Genomic DNA, 16719 nt, shown 5'->3' on the forward strand with positions numbered 1-16719 from the left:
GGGTGTGACCGCGTGACCGCTCCTGGCACGGCGCCGGTCGCACCGGCCCTTCAGGAGGCACCGATGCAGCACGCCCCCGCCACCCGCCCCCTGCTCGCCGCCGCGCTGTCGGCGGCGCTGGCCCTGTCGGTGGCCGCCTGCTCGCCGGGCGGGCGCGAGACGGCCCGGCCGACCGGCACCGCGCGGTCCCCGGCCGAGCTTCCGTCACCCGCCGCACCGGCTCTCACCCACGGGCAGGCGCGGGCGGCCCTGATCACGCAGGACGACCTGGGGGCGGCGTGGGGGCCGACGCGGGGTGCCGCGACCTGGCGGGACGAGCTGCTCAAGGCCGGCGCCGAGCCACCGGACTGCGGCCGGCTCCTCGACGCCCTCTACACCGAGGACCTCGTCGGCGCCGCCCCGGCGCCCCGGGCCGCGGTCGCGCTGGACGACGCGGACGGCGGGGCCCAGCTGCACTACCGGGTCACCTCGTACCGCGCCGCCGACCTCGACCGGGCGCTGGCCTGGCTCGGCACGCTGCCGGACACGTGCGGGCGGTTCACGGCGCGGGCCGCCGGCGGCGCCACCCGGGACGTCCGGGTCGGCGGCATCCCGCTGCCCGCGCCGGGGGACGCCCGGCAGGGCCTGCGGGTGACGGTGAGCGGTGCGGCGGCGGGCGCCGGGGAGGCCGTCCTCACCCTGGACCTCGTCGTCGTACGCGTCGGCGACGACGCCATCAGCCTCACCTGCGGCAGCCTCGGCGAACCGGCCGACGACGCCACCCGGAGGGCCGTCGAGACGGGCACCCAACGCCTGACGGAGGCCCGGCGTCAGGGGCGGGCACAGGTCTAGGGGGGTGCGGGTGGGTGTCGGGGGTGTGCGGCCGGGGTGTGCGGCCAGGCGCATGCCCGGATGCGTGCAGGACGTGCACCTCGACAGGCGCCGGGACAGCAGGGGCCCGTGCGTGCCCGGACGCCTGCCCCGGTGCATGCCCGGAAGCGCGCCCCCGCGTGTGCCGGTGCGCGCCCGCGTGTACATCCACATACGCGTCCACTCGGTGTCCGGATGCGGCGCCCCGAAGCGTCGTTCGGCCGACCGGTCAGCCGGTCGGCGGCCCGGGTGCGAGGTCCCGGCCCGGCACCCGCGGGGGCGGGCCGGGACCTAACGGTCGCCGTCGAAGCGTCTGCGGTGGGTGATCACGTCGCGGGCCACGTCGTAGGCCGTGCGGCCGCGGACGAACGCGTCGGCGCGCAGGCGGGCCAGGGCCTCGTCGGCGCCGATGCCGAGCTGGGCCATGATCATGCCGACCGCCCGCTGGACCTCGTCGTGGTCACCGGCCACCTCGTCCAGCCAGGCGCCCTCCCCGCGCGGCATGGCCATCAGCGCCACCGTGATGGCACCGGCCACGAGCCGTGCCGTGCGCAGTTGCGGCCCGGTCAGCGCGCCGGGGGTGTCCCGGTAGAAGTCGAGGGTGCCCAGGCACACGGCGGCGCTGCCCAGCGGCAGCGCGTAGACCGCCCGGACGCCGACGGCCGTCGCCTGCTGGGCGAAGACGGGCCACCGGTCGGCGTCGGCGCCGGCCGTCAGATCGCAGGCGAGCACCGCGGCGCCCGACTCCGCGGCGCTCACACAGGGCCCGGCGCCGAGGGTGGCCTGGATCTCCGCCAGGTACGAGGCCCGCTCGCCGCTGGCGCACAGCCGTACCGGAACGCCCTCGATCCGCAGCGACGCGCTCGCGCCGGTCACCGGCAGCAGCCGCAGCGCCGTCTCGCACAGCCGCCCCGGCACCTCACCGGGCGGGGCGCCGCGCACCTGCCCGGCGATCACCTCGGCGGCGCGTGACCCGTCCGAGGACCGGGGTTCGTCGTGGGGCCGCACACGCACCGCCTCCTCACTCGCGCGGAGCGCAGGCTCGACTACCCCTGCCCGACCGGGGGAAACCCGGACGAGCCGCAGGCCGGGGCCCTACAGCGGCGGCTGCGCGGGCGCCGGGCCCAGGGTGGTCGTGCCGGGTGCCGTGCGGTGTCCGAGGCCGGTGCGGTACGCGTCGAGGGCCGCCTCCACCCGGCCGGTGCGGCGCAGCAGGTCGCCGAGGAGCCGGCACAGGTCGGCCAGGTCGCCGGCCGCGCCCGCGCGCTCCAGCAGGCTCATGGCGCGGACGTAGTGCTCCTCGGCGGTCTCGGTGTCCCGGGCGTCCTCGGCGATGATGCCGAGCAGCCGGTGCGCGCCCGCGGAGTGCACGGCGCCGCGTTCGGAGGAGAGGTCGTCCAGCACGCCGTGGAGCAGGGCCGCGGCCTCCTCGGACTTGCCGCGCCGGTGCAGTACGTCGGCCAGCTCGACGGCGACCTGGCTGCTGTAGAGGGCGGCGCGGGTCTCCGAGAGCATGCCGAGGGCCTCCCGCATCTCCTCCTCGGCGCGCGGGAGTTCGCCGTTCTGGGCGTAGACGTAGCCGCGCATCCAGTGGCAGTTGGCCAGCTCGGTACGGAGTTGCAGCGTGCGGTACAGCTCGGCGGCTCTGGCCAGCGAGGCGTCGGCCTCGGCGAGGCGCCCCTCGGCGAGCAGGGTGCGGGCGACCGAGCGGTGCATGCGGGCCACCAGGGCGGGGTCGCCGGCGCTGGGGGCGAGGGAGAGGGCGAGTTCGGCGGCCTGGGCGGCGCGCGCGTGGGCGCCCATGTCCATGTAGGGGCCGATGGCGCTGGCGTAGAGCAGCAGCAGCGCGTCGGGGTCGTGCAGGCCGCCGCGGTTCAGTTCGTCGAGCGTGGTCTCCAGGAGGTAGACGGCGTACCGGAGTTCGCCGGCGAGATAGTGGGCGAGGGCGCGCCCGCGCAGGGCCGGGACCCGGGCGGGCAACGGGGCGCCGGCCTCGGTGAGGCACTGCTCGGCCCGCTCGAAGTACCGGCGGCCGGTGACCAGTTCGCCGGTCTCCACGGCGCACTCCCCGAGTCCGAGCAGCGCGGCGGCCCGCTCCTCGGCCAGCTCGTACTCCTCGGCCTCGGCGAGCAGTTCGGCGTACTGCGCGGCCGCCGGTCCGGCGCCCTCGGTGGCGAGCGTGCGCTGTGCCCCGGTGAGCCTGAGCCGCAGGTCGGTGGCGAGCCGCGCCGGACGGCCGGTGGCCAACTCCTCGTAGCCGACGCCGAGTCGCTCGGCGAGGTGGCGCAGCGCGTCGTCGGAGGGGCGGACCCGGCCGGCCTCCAGGGTGGAGATGTACGCGGGTGTGTACGCGGGCTCCGCGAGCTGGCGCTGGGTCATCCCGCGCTCGGCCCGCAGTCGTTGCACCCGGCGCCCGATGGCCTCCTGGTCGTCACGGTCCCCCACTGCCAACTCCCCTTGGGCCTCTTGCCGTTCGAGTCCGACGGCTCTAGGTTAAACCGCGTATTAAGCGTGCTTAAGCGCTTGACACGATCCCCGGATCCCACAGAGGACGCCGTGCCCGAACGCAGCCGCACCGCCGAACGTTACGCCAGAGCCGTCGCCGCCGCGCTCGTCGCCGTGGCCTGTCTGCTGCTGGCCGCGAACACGGGACCGACCGGCACCGCACGCGCCCCGGTCCCGGCCCCCGTCCCGGCCGGGGACACCACCTCGGACATGGACTCCCTGGCCACCGTGAGCCGCTGAGGCGACCGCCGGGTACGAAGCGGCACAGGTGACGCGGACCGGGGCGCCCTCAGCCCTGGGTCTGCAAACGGTTCAGCTCCCGCCGCACATGGTCGAGCGCGCCCTCGCGCCGGCCCGGCACCCGGCCGCGCAGCGCGGCGAGCGCCGCGCCCAGTTCCCGGGCCCGGCCGGCGTCGCGGATCTGCCCCCACTGATGGTGGGCCCGGTCCACGGCCGCCTCCACGGCGGGCGCCTGCGGCGGCTGCCCGGCGCCCAGCCGGGCCTCGGCCACGGTCAGCCAGGCGCGGCAACTGCGCGCCGGGTCCCCCGCGAACATCGCCAGGTCGGCCCGCACCTCCGTCCAGTGCAGCGCCTCCTCGGAGGCGGGCCCGTGCGCGTGGGCGGCGGCCATCTCGTGCCGGGCGGCGAGCGCGTCGGCGTCCGCGTGCCGCCCGGTGCGTACGGCGTCGGCGATGACGGCGTGCGGGTCGCCCACCACCGGCCCGGGTGGCGTCAGCACCAGGTCGGCACCGGAGGGCGCGCCGCCGCCCGCGCCCTCGGCCGCGCCGCGGGCCAGCGCCTGCTGGTGCAGTTGGTCCAGCGGGGGCCGGTGCCCGCTGCGCAGGATGGTCGCGACGGTCCGCATGTACGACGGGACGGCCACCGTCCGCCGTGCGGGCGGCGGCGCGACGCGGCCGTAGACGGCGTTGTTGCGCCCGCAGTCCAGCGGGTTCGCCCGCAGCCAGTGCCAGGTCTCCTGGTCGGCGTGCAGGTCGAGCAGCAGCGTCGTGGCGCCGCTCGGCCGCAGCCGCAGTTCCTCGCGGACCCAGTGCCAGGGAAGTGCGGTGTAGCGGACGGTCGCCGGGGTGGTACGGGCCAGCGCCAGATGGGGCAGGCGCTGGCGCCGGTCCAGCTGGAGCTGCCCGGCGATGTAGACGGTCAGCGGTCCGGGTGCCGCCGCGGCGGCGCGCAGCCGGGTGAGGACGGCCTGCGGCTCCAGCGGGTCGGCGAGTTCGACGACGTTCGCCGTGTCGGTGCCGGACAGCACGGCGGGCGGCACGGCGGCGAGCACGGGGAGCACGGAGGCGGCGTCCACCAGGCACCCCCTGCCCACGGGCGACGCCGCGAGCAGCAGCACGGTTCCGGGCATGTCCCCTCCCCCTGTCGATCACGTACGGCAGAACGGTAACGGCTGCGGCTGCGAAGCGGGGCACTCAGCGGTCGGCGGACGGCTGCCGGCGCCGTACCGCGAAGACCGTGGTGTCGTCGGTGACGCGCCCCCGGCAGTGGCGCAGCGTGCCGTCCCGTACGAGGGCCACCAGCCTCCCGGGCGCGGCGTTCGGCGGGTCGGCGGCGACGGCGCGGGCGATGTCGTCGGCGGGCCGGTAGAAGACCCCGCCGGGGTCACGGGCCTCGGTCACCCCGTCGGTGACCAGCAGCAGCGTCTCGTCCGCGGCGAGGGCCAGCCGTTGCACCGGCGGTGGGGTGCCCGGCGCCGGGGCCAGTTCGGCCATGCCGAGCGGCAGTCCGCCCACGACCGGCAGGGCCCGTACGCCGCGGGGGCCGACGGCCAGCGGGGGTTCGTGGCCGAAGACGACGGCGTCCACGGCGTCGGGCAGGTCCGGGGAGAAGCCGATCAGCGCGGCGGTGGCGAAGCGGTCGCCGTCCGACCGGCCGAGGGCCGCGGTGTGCGCGCGGTGGCGGACCATGCGGGTCTCCAGGCGCTCGGCGACGGTGGCGAGGTCCGGTTCGTGGTAGGCGGCCTCGCGGAAGGTGCCGAGCAGCGCGGCGGCCGTGTCCACCGCGCCCAGCCCCTTGCCCTGCACGTCGCCGACGAGGACGCGGGTGCCGTGCGGGCCCGGCTGGATGTCGTAGAAGTCGCCGCCGACGCGGGCCTCGGTGTCCGCGGAGAGGTAGACGGCGGCGTGGTCGAGGCCGCCGAAGCCCACCGGGAGCGGGCGCAGCACGGTGCGGCGGGTGGTGTCGGCGATGTCCCGCATGTGCAGCATGCGCCGATCGCCGCCGACCCGGACCCCGGCGGCCAGCACGGCGATGGCCCCGCCGAGGGTGACGAGGACCAGGCCGGGCAGTCCGCTCTCGTCGCGGTGCTGCCGGACGGTGTCGGCGAGGAGGTACCCGCCGATCGCGAGCACGGCGAACACGGCGGTGCCCCGCACCCCGCAGATGGCGGCGGCGATCCCGGGTACGAGGACGGTCCAGGAGATGATCTCGAACGCGCCGGTGGTGATGTCGGCGGTGGCGATGCCGACGAGCAGGAGCATCGGGAACGCCCAGGCGACGCTGTGGCCGCGGATGCTGAGCAACTCGTGCCGGGACACGGCGTCGCCCTGGCCGGCGGCGTGGACGAGCCGGCCGAGCAGCCGCCACCGGCCGCGTACCGGCCTGCGGACGCGACCCCTCACGGGGCCAGCGAAGCACGCCCGCCCACGGCCCGCATCCCGACTTGCCTCCCGTCCCGCGCCGGTGTGCCCTGGTAGTCGGGGCGAGGCGAGAGGAGTGCTCTCATGGCTCACGCGGTACCGACACGCGGCACCTCCACCGGTACGGGAACGCGGACGCGCGGCCGTACGACGCCGCCCGACGTCTTCGGCGAACGGACCCACAGGACGGCGAAGTGGGCGGTGCCCGTCGCGCTCGGCCTGGTCGTCGGCTACTGGGCCGCGGCGGTCCGCCGCGACGGCGGCCCCATCACCGGCCGCAATCTGCTGTTCGGCTTCCTGACCGCGCTCGCGTTCGCCGTGCTCCACGTCGTGGTCCGGGAGGTGGCCCGGCGGCTGCCCCGGGAGGGGCACGCGGTGCTGTGGGGCGCGTTCGCGGGCAGCACGCTGGGGTTCATGTACGCCCAGAGCGGCGTGGCCATGTTCACCTGCGTCGTCGTGTCCCTGCTGGTCGCGGCGGCGGTGTCCACCGCGCTGTACTACCACTCCGGCACCCACGAGGACGCGACGGCCCCTCGCGTCACCTGACCCCCTGCGGCCCGTACGGCTCGCCGCAGGGGGCCGAATGCAGTCACGCCGGTCGCCGGGTGCGGGTGCGGGGGCTTGCCTGGGAGGGTGGTCCCACGTCTTCGCAGCGCCCTGTCGGCCGTCCTGATCGTCCTCGCCTGCCTGCTCGTGCCGTGCGGCACGCTGGCGGGCTGGGCGGCGTACGGACTGGCCGACACCGGACGGTACGTCGCGGCCATGGCACCGCTCGCCGGCGATCCCGACGTACGGGACGTGGTCGCCGACACGCTGGGCGCCGGGATCGTGGACGAGGTCGCGGCCGGCCCCGTGAACGGCACCGTGCGGCTCTTCGCCCAGGACGCGGCACGGTCGTTCACCCGGACCGACGCCTTCCGGGAGGGCTGGGACGCGGCCAACCGCACCGTCCACGACGCCGTACTGCGCTCCCTGCGGGACGAACGGGCCGGCGGACGCGCGGTCACCGTCGACCTGGCCCCCGTCACCGCGCGCGTACGAGAACGCCTCACCGAGGACAACGTGCCGTTCGCGCGGCGCATCCCGGTGCGGCACACCGCCGTCACCGTGCTCCCGGCCCACGAGGTGGACCGGCTCAGGAAGGGCTACCACGTGCTCAACGTCGCCGCCTTCTGGCTGCCGCTGGCGGCCGTCGTCTTCGCTCTCACCGGCATCGCCGTCGCGGCCTGCCGCCGCCGTGCCGTCACGGCCGCCGGGATCGGCACCGCCCTCGGCGGGGCCCTGCTCGCCCTCGCGGTCGTGGTCGGCCGCAGGCTCACCCTCACCCGGCTCCCCGGCGCGGTGGACGCACCGGCCGCGGGCGCCGTCTACGACGCCCTCACCGAGACCCTGCGCACGGCGTCCTGGCTGCTGGTCGGCCTCGGTCTGACGGTCGCCCTGGCCTCCTGGCTCACGGGCCGGTACGGATTCCTGCCGCGCCGGCGCCGGGTGTCCGGGCAGGTTCCGGCCGACCGGGCGGTGCCCCGGCCGACGTCCCGCGCCCGCCTCTGAGGGCCCGGCAGTTCCACGGGCGGGGCACGACCGCGCAACTTTCCGTCCACGGGGTCCGTCTTCAGGAAGGATTCGGGCAACGCGCGGACATGCGCCGCACCCGCGAAACGGAAGGCCGGGACTTGGACACCGACACGGCGAGCGACCAGTGGACCCACTCCCACGGGGAGCCGGCGGCCCGGCGCACCGGACGGCGCCTCACGGTCTGGTGCGTGGGGCTGCTGTTCACCGGCGTGAGCGTGGTCGTCGGCTGCCGGGTCGCCGACAGCGACGGCGTCACTCCTGTACCGCAGCTCCTCGCCTTCCTGCCCTGGCTGCTCGCGCCGGTCGGCGCCGGGCTGCTGCTCTGCCTGCTCGCCCGGTGGTGGACCGGCGCGGTGTGGGGGATCGCGCTGCTCGGGCTGCTGGCCTGGTTCATCGAGCCGTACGGCAAGACCGGCGACCCGATCGGACTGCCCGTCGCCGAGCTGCGGGTGATGACGTTGAACGTCGAGTTCGGACAGGGCACCGGCGAGCTGGTCGCCGCCGTACGGCGCGTACGGCCCGACCTCGTGTTCGTACAGGAGTGCGAATACACGTGCGAGGCGGCACTGCGGCGCGACCTCGCCGCCGACTATCCGCACCGGCGGGCCGTGTCGGGCGGCGGCTCCGAGGGCTCCGTCATCCTCAGCGCCTTCCCGCTCAAGGCCGCGCCCGGCGTCCCCGGCACCATGGGCATGCCCGGCGCGATCGCCGACGTGCGCGGCCACGCCGTACGGCTCCAGCTCGCCCACCCGATGCCGCCGCTGCCCGACCAGGTGGGCCTGTGGCGCAAGGAGCTGGGGGCGCTGCGCGACGCCGCAGCCGACGCCGAGGACAGCGGGACCCCCACCGTCCTCGCCGGCGACTTCAACGCCTCCCAGGACCACGCCGCCTTCCGCCGCATCCTCGACGCGGGGCTGCGCGACGCGGCCCGGCTGGCCGGGTCCGACCGTACGGTCACCTGGCCGGCCGGGACCGCCCCGGCGTTCGGCGTGCAGATCGACCACGTCCTTGTGTCGGAGGACTTCACCGCGCACCGCGCCCGGTTCCTGGACCTGGCCGACACCGACCACCGCGCGCTGGTCGTGGACCTCACCCTGCACGAGGCCGGCTGAGACCGGCCCCGGACGACGCGCCGCGGGCTCAGACGCCGATGCCGCCGCCGTCCGCGCGCCACACGGCGACGACCGCCGGGCGCACGATCCTGCCGGGCCCGTCGGGCCAGGTGCTGGCCGGCTTCTCCACGCAGGCGCCGTCGACCTCGCCCGGGTGCTGCACGGCGACCAGCACGCGCCGGTCCTGGACGAGCGGACCGCAGGTCTCCGCGCCGGTCGGCACGGTCAGGAACTGCTTCAGCTCCCCGCGCCTGTCCCCCTTCGTCGCCACCCCGAAGAGGCCGTCGTGGGTGCCGAGCGCGTTGCCGTCGGTGGAGATCCACAGATTGCCGTGGTCGTCGAAGGCGACGTTGTCGGGGCAGGAGATGGGGCTGACCCGGTCCTTGGGGAAGCCCGCGAAGTAGGTCGCCGGGTCCTCCGGGTCGCCGGCCACCAGGAACAGCGACCAGGCGAACGTCGTGCTCTCGGCCCGGTTGCCGCGCTCGGTCAGCTCCAGGATGTGGCCGTGCTTGTTGGCGTTGCGCGGGTTGGCCTCGTCCGCCCCGGCGTCCGAACCGACCCCGCGGCTGGTGTTGTTGGTGAGGGCGACATACACCTTGCCGGTCCGCGGGGACGGCTCGATGTCCTCGGGGCGGTCCATCTTCGTGGCGCCCGCCCGGTCGCCGGCGAGCCGGGTGAAGACGCAGACCTCCTCGGCTGTCATGCCCTCGATGTGCGAGACGGCGCCGTGCGCGGTGGCGGTGACCAGCGGGATCCAGCGTCCGCTGCCGTCGAACTCGCCGTCGCTCGGCAGCGTGCCCGAGCCGTCGATCTCGGTCGCCGGGGAGTCGCCGCTGAGTCCGGCGACGTAGAGGGTGCCCTCGTCGAGCAGCGACAGGTTGTGCTCGCGCACGCCCCGGCCGCTGCCGTGCCGCATCCGCTTGCTGCCGACGAACTTGTAGAAGTAGTCGAACCGCTCGTCGTCGCCGGTGTAGACGACCGGGCGTCCGTCGCGGGTCAGCCGCACGGTCGCGGCCTCGTGCTTGAAGCGGCCGAGCAGGGTGTGCTTGCGGGGCGTGGAGTCGGGGTCGTACGGGTCGAGTTCGACGACGTACCCGAAGCGGTGCACCTCGTTGGGCTCCCGGGCGGCGTCGAACCGCCTGTCGAACCGCTCCCACTTGCGCTCGCTGGCGCCGGCACCGATGCCGTAGCGCCGGTCCGTCTCCCGGGTGCCGCCTGCGAAGTACTGGTTGAAGTTCTCCTCGCCGTGCAGCGTCGTGCCCCACGGGGTGGTGCCGCCGGAGCAGTTGTTGAGGGTGCCGAGGACCTTGCGGCCGGTGCGGTCGGCGGAGGTCTTCACCAGGTCGGATCCGGCGGCGGGCCCGGTCAGCCGGAACTCGGTCGTCGCGGTGACGCGCCGGTTGAGGCGGTGCCGGGACACGGGCGTCAGCCGCCCGCCGCGGCGCTCCTCCTGGACGGCGACGACCGAGAGCCCGTGCGCGGCCCAGGCGATCTCGACCTGCTCGCGCGTGGGGTTCTCGGGGTCGTAGCCGCGGAACATGAGCACCTCGTCGGTGTACTCGTGGTTGGCGACGAGGAGCTGCCGGTCGCGCTCGCCGGGCACCGGCAGCAGCGCGAGGTAGTCGTTGTTGTACCCGAACTGTCCGGCCTGGGCCGCGGCCGTCTGGTGCTCCGCGTCGAAGGCGGGCGCACCGCGCAGCACGGGCTCGCCCCAGCGGATCACCACGTCCTGCCGGTATCCCGCCGGGACGGTGACGGTGTCGTCGGTGTTGGGCGCGACGGGCGTGAACCGCAGCCCGCGCGCGCCCCGGGGTTCGGGGTCCTTCCCGTGCCCCTTGCCGGTCGCCGGCGCGGCCTGCGCCGACGGCGCCCCCGCCACGACCGCGGTCCCGGCGCCCGCCGCGGCCACGGTGACGACGGCGGCGGCCCGCATCATGGAGCGGCGGCTGAGCGCACCGGCGATCACGTCGCCGGCGTACTCGTTGGAGCTGGTGTTGGGCGCCTGGTGGAAACAGGCGTCACCGCACCGGAAACGGCAGGTCATGGCGGATCGACCGCCGGAATGCGGACCGGAGGGCGTTGCGATCGACGGCAGCAGCTTGCGCACAGTGTTCTCCTCCGAGAAACCCTTGCGTGTCGTTGGTGTCAGCGCGACCGTAGGTGCACATCCGTGCCGGGGCCGGGCGCCGCGGTGAACGGCGGGTGAATCCGCGGCGGCCGGAGGGGAATCGGCAGGGCGTCTCGTTGTCCCCTTGACGCACCCGGGCTTTCATGGCAGACCCTGCACAAGATCACAAGCCGGGGCCGCTAACCTTACGTGTCCGTCCTGGCCAGGGATTCACGGGCACCAACTCACGCGAAGGGTTGCGCACATGGGCATTCTCACTCTCCTGCGGAACGCGTTCGGCCGGTCACGCAAAGAACAGGCCGCCCCGGCGGAGGGTGCGGCGCAGGAGACGGCACCGCCGGCCACCGCGCCGGAGCCGAAGCTCCCGTCCCAGCCCACCGCACCCCCGGAGCCCACCGAGGCCCCGGACCGGCCGGAGGCCACGGACCCCCAGGTCCCCGAGCCCCGCACCACCGACGAACACGACCTCGTCAAGGCCGCCTTCACCAACGTCACACCCCCCAAGCCCACCACGGAACCGGCCCCGAGTCCGGCAACGGACCCGGACCCGACCCCCGCGGCGGAGTCCGAGCCGACCCGGGAAGCGGACCCGACCCCCGCGACGGAGCCCGAGGCAGAGCCCCGGCCGACTCCCGAACCGGACTCGGCCCCGACCCCGACCCCCGAAGCGGACCCGGCCCCGACCCTCGAAGCGGCTCCGACCCCGGACCCCGACCCGACCCCCGAGGCGGAGCCGGACCCCACCCCGGAAGCGGAGCCCCAGCCGACCGCCGAAGCGGACCCGGCTCCGGACCCGGCCCCGACCCCCGAGGCGGAGCCCGAGCCGACCTCGGAACCGGAGCCGACCCCCGCCCCGGAGCCCCAGGCGGCAGCCGAACCCGCGGCCGCCGACGGCGAGGAAGCCCCACAGGGGCCACCCGCACCCGACAACGAATCCCGCACGGGTGGTGCGGGTGGGAACACACCCGCCGAAGGCGAAGCCGAGGCGTCCCCGCAACCGGCGACGGACCCGCACCCCGCCACCCCCGCCGCCCGCCTCCACTCCGACGCCCCCGGCCTCACCACCGCCTACAAGGCCGCCGCCACCGCCCTCAAGACCCACAACCTCACCGGCACCCGCGCCAAGGTCCACCTCGTCCTCGACCGCTCCGCCTCCATGCGCCCGTACTACAAGGACGGCTCCGCCCAGGCCCTCGCCGAGCAGACCCTCGCCCTCGCCGCCCACCTGGACCCCGAGGCCACGGTCCACGTCACGTTCTTCTCCACGGAAGTGGACGGCACCGGCGACCTCACCCTCACCCACCACGAGAACAAGATCGACGAGCTGCACGCAGCGCTCGGCCGCATGGGCCGCACCAGCTACCACGCCGCCGTGGAAGCGGTCCTCGCCCACCACGCGAAGGAAGCCCCCGGCACCCCCGCCCTGGTGATCTTCCAGACGGACGGCGCCCCCGACGCCAAGACCCCCGCCACCCAGTCCCTCACGGACGCGGCGGCGAACCACCCGAACGTCCACTTCTCCTTCGTCGCCTTCGGTGACCCGGAGAACAAGGCCTTCGACTACCTCCGCAAGCTCAAGACGGGCAACGCGTCCCACTTCCTGGCCGGCGAGACCCCCAAGGAGCTGACCGACACGGAGCTGTACGAGGGCGTACTCGCCTCCTGGCGGCCGTAGGCACCACCGCCGCCCGTCGGGGGGTGCGCCGGGGAACCACCCCCGGTCCACCCCCCGAAACGCGTGTGAGCCGACCTCCGCCGGACCAGTAGGATTTCGACCATGGCGGCCACTGGAACCGAGAAGCAGGGGGCGAAGGCGTACTACGTCTCGACCCCCATCTACTACGTCAACGACGCTCCTCACCTGGGCCACGCCTATACGACCGTCGCAGGCGACGTGCTCACCCGCTGGCACCGCCAGCGCGGCGAGAAGGTGTGGTACCTCACCGGCACGGACGAGCACGGTCAGAAGATCATGCGCACGGCCGAGGCCAACGGGGTCACCCCGCAGGCCTGGGCCGACAAGCTCGTCACCGAGGCCTGGAAGCCCCTGTGGGAGCACCTGGAGATCGCGAACGACGACTTCATCCGCACCACGCAGAAGCGGCACACCGACCGCGTCCAGGAGTTCGTGCAGGACCTGTACGACAAGGGCGAGATCTACAAGGGCGGCTACGAGGGCCCGTACTGCGTGGGCTGCGAGGAGTACAAGCTCCCCGGCGAGCTGCTCGACGGCGAGGGCGAGTACGCGGGCCAGAAGCTGTGCCCGATCCACAAGAAGCCGGTCGAGATCCTCAGCGAGGAGAACTACTTCTTCAAGCTGAGCGAGTACAGCGAGAAGCTGCTCGCCCACTACGAGGCCAACCCGGGCTTCATCCAGCCCGAGTCCGCGCGCAACGAGGTCGTGAACTTCGTCCGCCAGGGCCTCCAGGACCTCTCCATCTCCCGCTCGACCTTCGACTGGGGCGTGCCGGTCCCCTGGGACGACAAGCACGTCATCTACGTATGGGTCGACGCCCTGCTGAACTACGCCACGGCGGTCGGGTACAACGAGAACCCGGAGAAGTTCGAGTCGACGTTCCCCGCCGACGTGCACCTGGTCGGCAAGGACATCCTCCGCTTCCACGCGATCATCTGGCCGGCCATGCTGATGGCGCAGGGCCTCCCCCTGCCCGGGAAGATCGCCGCGAACGGCTGGCTGATGGTCGGCGGCGAGAAGATGAGCAAGTCCAACCTGACCGGCATCAAGCCGCAGGACCTGACCTCGCACTTCGGCGTGGACGCGTACCGCTGGTACTTCCTGCGCGCGATCGCGTTCGGCCAGGACGGCTCGTTCTCCTGGGAGGACTTCTCCGCCCGCTACACCAGCGAGCTGGCCAACGACTACGGCAACCTCGCCTCCCGCGTGGCCGCCATGGTCAACAAGTACTTCGGCGGCGAGCTGCCGGCCTCGACGGCCGACGGGGACGCGGAGAAGGCGATCCACGCCGGTCTGACCAGGGCCGTCACGGAGTCCGACCGCAAGATCGGTGAGGAGCTGGACTTCCAGGGCGGCATCCTCGCCGTCTTCGACTTCGTCAAGCAGGTCAACGGCTACATCACCGAGCAGGAACCCTGGAAGGTCGCCAAGGACGACTCCCCGGAGGGCAGGGCCCGCCTGGCGACGATCCTCTACACGGCCGCCGAGTCGCTCCGCGCCGTCGCGGTCCTGCTGAACCCGATCATGCCGGACACCTCCCAGAAGCTCTGGACCTCCCTCGGCGCCGAGACCTCCCTCGGCGCCCTCGCGGACCAGAGGATCCAGGACTCGGCCCACTGGGGCCGACTCCCGACCGGCTCGACGATCACCAAGGGCGCGGTCCTCTTCCCCCGTCTCGAAGAGAAGCCGACCGCGTAACACGCTCGCCACAGCACGGGGCCCGGGGAGGGCAGGCCTTCTCCCGGGCCCCCCGCTTTGCGAGGATCGGACCCGCAGCCAGCTCACGTGGGGGGATCTTCCATGGCACTGTTCGGCAACGCGCACAGCATCGACCCGGCCCAGGCCCAGCAGGAGTACGCGCGTCTGCTCGGCCACGGCGAGCAGGTGCACGCCGCGTATCTGCTGATCCGCGACACCATACTGTTCACCGACCGGCGGCTGATCCTGATCGACAAGCAGGGCATCACCGGCAAGAAGACGGAGTACCACTCCATCCCGTACCGGAGCATCACGCACTTCGCGGTCGAGACGGCCGGCCACTTCGATCTCGACGCGGAGCTGAAGATCTGGATCTCCGGCACCCCGACCCCGGTCGAGAAGACCTTCACCAAGGGCGTCGACATCTACGAGGTCCAGGCGATCCTGACCCAGTTCGTGGCGCGTTAGACCGCGCACACAGGGGCCCGGCACCGTGATCGGTGCCGGGCCCCTGTGCCGCGTCGGCTACTTCGGCTGCGGCTTGCGCACCGTCAGGTGCAGCTCCCTGAGCCGGGACTCGTCCAGCTCGGTCGGGGCGCCCATCATCAGGTCCTGGGCGTTGCCGTTGAGCGGGAAGGCGATGGTCTCGCGGATGTTGGGCTCGTCGGCCAGCAGCATGACGATGCGGTCGACGCCGGGGGCGATGCCGCCGTGCGGCGGGGCGCCGAAGCGGAAGGCGCGCAGCATACCGGCGAACTCGCGCTCGACGGTCTCCGCGTCGTAGCCCGCGATCTCGAAGGCCTTCAGCATGATGTCCGGCTCATGGTTCCGGATGGCGCCGGAGGACAGCTCGACGCCGTTGCAGACGATGTCGTACTGCCAGGCCAGGATGTCCAGCGGGTCCTGGTTCTCCAGGGCCTCCATGCCGCCCTGCGGCATCGAGAAGGGGTTGTGGGAGAAGTCGATCTTCCCCGTCTCCTCGTCCTTCTCGTACATCGGGAAGTCGACGATCCAGCAGAAGCGGAAGACGTTCTCCTCGAAGTGTCCGGCGCGCTGGGCGGCCTCGACCCGCACCGCGCCCATGATCTTCGAGACCTCGTCGAACTCGCCGGCGCCGAAGAACACGGCGTGGCCGGGGGCCAGGGCGAGGCGCTTGGTCAGCTCCGCGACGTTCTCCTCGGTGAGGAACTTCGCGATCGGGCCGGTCAGCGCCCCGTCCTCGCCGACGCGGACCCAGGCCAGGCCCTTGGCGCCCTGCGAGACGGCGTAGTCGCCAAGCTGGTCGAAGAACCTGCGGGGCTGGGAGGCGACGTCCGGCACGGGCAGCGCGCGCACGTGCTTGCCGGCGAAGGCCTTGAACGCCGAGCCCTCGAAGACATCGGTGATGTCGACAAGCTCCAGCTTGGCGCGCAGGTCCGGCTTGTCGGAGCCGTACTTCAGCATCGCCTCGCGGAACGGGATCCGCGGGAAGGGGGACGTGACCTCACGGCCGTTGCCGAACTCCGTGAACAGCTCCGTCATCAGCCGCTCGACCGGCTGGAAGACATCCTCCTGCTCGACGAAGCTCATCTCGACGTCGAGCTGGTAGAACTCGCCCGGCGAGCGGTCGGCGCGGGCGTCCTCGTCGCGGAAACAGGGCGCGATCTGGAAGTACCGGTCGAAGCCGGAGATCATCAGCAGTTGCTTGAACTGCTGCGGTGCCTGGGGGAGCGCGTAGAAGCGGCCCGCGTGCAGACGGGAGGGGACCACGAAGTCGCGGGCGCCCTCGGGGGAGGTGGCGGTGAGGATCGGCGTCGCCATCTCGTTGAAGCCGAGGGCCACCATCTTGCTGCGGATGGCGGAGATGACCGACGTACGCAGCATGATGTTGCGGTGCATGCGCTCGCGGCGCAGGTCCAGGAAGCGGTACTCCAGACGCCGCTCCTCGTTGACCCCGTCCTCGGTGTTGATGGTGAAGGGCAGCGGCTGGGCGGCGCCGAGCAGCTCGACCTCGCCCACCTCGACCTCGATCTCGCCGGTGGGCAGGTCGGGGTTGATGTTCTCGGCACCCCGGGAGACGACCTTGCCGTCGACACGAACGGTCGATTCCTTGGTCAGCTTGTCCAGGGCCTCGTACGCCTCGGTGCCGGGGCGGGCGACGAGCTGCGTGATGCCGTAGTGATCGCGCAGATCGATGAAGAGGATGCCGCCCAGGTCGCGCCGATTGTGCAGCCAGCCACTCAGTCGGACGTCGGTGCCAACGTCAGTCGAGCGTAGCTCGCCGCAGGTGTGGGACCTGTACCGATGCATCGTCGTTCATCCAGCCTTCGCGGATCGGGGGGTGTTTCACGTGAAACACCCCCAGCGTACCGGGCAGGCACCGCTGCCTTCGTCCCCATTGACCCGCCGCGGACGCGGCACGGACCCGCCGCAGACGTGCCGCAAACGTGCCGCGGACGTGCCGTCGCCGCCGGAGCGACCGGTGGCAGCCTGCGATCACCTCTTCTTACAGTGGGG

General features: G+C 73.6%; 14 protein-coding genes. 8 read left to right on the forward strand and 6 right to left on the reverse strand.

All coding sequences use genetic code 11. The features are described 5' to 3' along the window. The first annotated feature begins 63 nt into the window (after positions 1-63). The gene (locus tag AC4IHM_RS16065) at positions 64-831 is read left to right on the forward strand and encodes a hypothetical protein (RefSeq protein ID WP_490867721.1); all 768 of its coding nucleotides are present in this window, start codon (positions 64-66) and stop codon (positions 829-831) included. Between the two features lie 309 nt (positions 832-1140). On the opposite strand, the gene AC4IHM_RS16070 is transcribed toward AC4IHM_RS16065, so the two are convergent. Continuing rightward, the gene (locus tag AC4IHM_RS16070) at positions 1141-1857 is read right to left on the reverse strand and encodes a GAF and ANTAR domain-containing protein (RefSeq protein WP_490867722.1); all 717 of its coding nucleotides are present in this window, start codon (positions 1855-1857) and stop codon (positions 1141-1143) included. Positions 1858-1944: 87 nt separating this feature from the next. Continuing rightward, on the reverse strand, positions 1945-3294 hold the full coding sequence (locus tag AC4IHM_RS16075) for a helix-turn-helix domain-containing protein (protein WP_490867723.1): 1350 nt from the start codon (positions 3292-3294) through the stop codon (positions 1945-1947). 111 nt (positions 3295-3405) lie between these two features. On the opposite strand from AC4IHM_RS16075, the gene AC4IHM_RS16080 reads away from it, so the two are divergent. Beyond that, positions 3406-3594, forward strand: a complete 189-nt coding sequence (locus tag AC4IHM_RS16080) for a hypothetical protein (protein WP_490867724.1) — start codon at positions 3406-3408, stop codon at positions 3592-3594. Positions 3595-3643: 49 nt separating this feature from the next. On the opposite strand, the gene AC4IHM_RS16085 is transcribed toward AC4IHM_RS16080, so the two are convergent. Together AC4IHM_RS16085 and AC4IHM_RS16090 are read right to left on the reverse strand one after the other, a co-directional pair. Continuing rightward, positions 3644-4723 carry a hypothetical protein gene (locus tag AC4IHM_RS16085; RefSeq protein WP_490867725.1) on the reverse strand — a complete coding sequence of 360 codons (1080 nt, stop codon included), beginning with the start codon at positions 4721-4723 and terminating at the stop codon, positions 3644-3646. 64 nt (positions 4724-4787) lie between these two features. Continuing rightward, positions 4788-5996, reverse strand: coding sequence for a PP2C family protein-serine/threonine phosphatase (locus AC4IHM_RS16090; RefSeq protein ID WP_490867726.1), 1209 nt, complete (start codon positions 5994-5996; stop codon positions 4788-4790). A 102-nt stretch (positions 5997-6098) separates the two neighbouring features. Here AC4IHM_RS16090 and AC4IHM_RS16095 point away from each other — a divergent pair, with 102 nt between their 5' ends. From AC4IHM_RS16095 to AC4IHM_RS16105, 3 genes are all read left to right on the forward strand, one after another. Then, positions 6099-6560 (forward strand): hypothetical protein, encoded by a 462-nt coding sequence (locus AC4IHM_RS16095; RefSeq protein WP_490867727.1) that lies wholly within the window; start codon positions 6099-6101, stop codon positions 6558-6560. A gap of 87 nt (positions 6561-6647) precedes the next feature. Then, a complete protein-coding gene (locus AC4IHM_RS16100; RefSeq protein ID WP_490867728.1) occupies positions 6648-7565 on the forward strand; it encodes a hypothetical protein in 918 nt (305 codons plus the stop codon). A gap of 89 nt (positions 7566-7654) precedes the next feature. Continuing rightward, positions 7655-8701 (forward strand): endonuclease/exonuclease/phosphatase family protein, encoded by a 1047-nt coding sequence (locus tag AC4IHM_RS16105; protein WP_490867729.1) that lies wholly within the window; start codon positions 7655-7657, stop codon positions 8699-8701. Between the two features lie 28 nt (positions 8702-8729). Here the strand turns inward: AC4IHM_RS16105 and AC4IHM_RS16110 are convergent, their stop codons facing one another. Then, positions 8730-10808, reverse strand: coding sequence for a PhoX family protein (locus tag AC4IHM_RS16110; RefSeq protein WP_490867730.1), 2079 nt, complete (start codon positions 10806-10808; stop codon positions 8730-8732). 265 nt (positions 10809-11073) lie between these two features. On the opposite strand from AC4IHM_RS16110, the gene AC4IHM_RS16115 reads away from it, so the two are divergent. The 3 genes from AC4IHM_RS16115 to AC4IHM_RS16125 all read left to right on the forward strand — a co-directional run bounded on the left by AC4IHM_RS16115 (position 11074) and on the right by AC4IHM_RS16125 (position 14691). Then, on the forward strand, positions 11074-12504 hold the full coding sequence (locus AC4IHM_RS16115; RefSeq protein WP_490867731.1) for a VWA domain-containing protein: 1431 nt from the start codon (positions 11074-11076) through the stop codon (positions 12502-12504). Between the two features lie 102 nt (positions 12505-12606). Beyond that, positions 12607-14223, forward strand: a complete 1617-nt coding sequence (gene metG, locus AC4IHM_RS16120; protein ID WP_490867732.1) for a methionine--tRNA ligase — start codon at positions 12607-12609, stop codon at positions 14221-14223. A 102-nt stretch (positions 14224-14325) separates the two neighbouring features. Then, positions 14326-14691, forward strand: coding sequence for a PH domain-containing protein (locus AC4IHM_RS16125; protein WP_490867733.1), 366 nt, complete (start codon positions 14326-14328; stop codon positions 14689-14691). A 57-nt stretch (positions 14692-14748) separates the two neighbouring features. Here AC4IHM_RS16125 and aspS read toward each other — a convergent pair whose 3' ends face one another. After that, entirely contained in the window at positions 14749-16512 is a 1764-nt protein-coding gene (gene aspS, locus AC4IHM_RS16130) for an aspartate--tRNA ligase (protein ID WP_490867734.1), read from the reverse strand. Positions 16513-16719 lie beyond the last annotated feature (207 nt).

It is taken from the genome of Streptomyces sp. SL06, assembly GCF_058244745.1.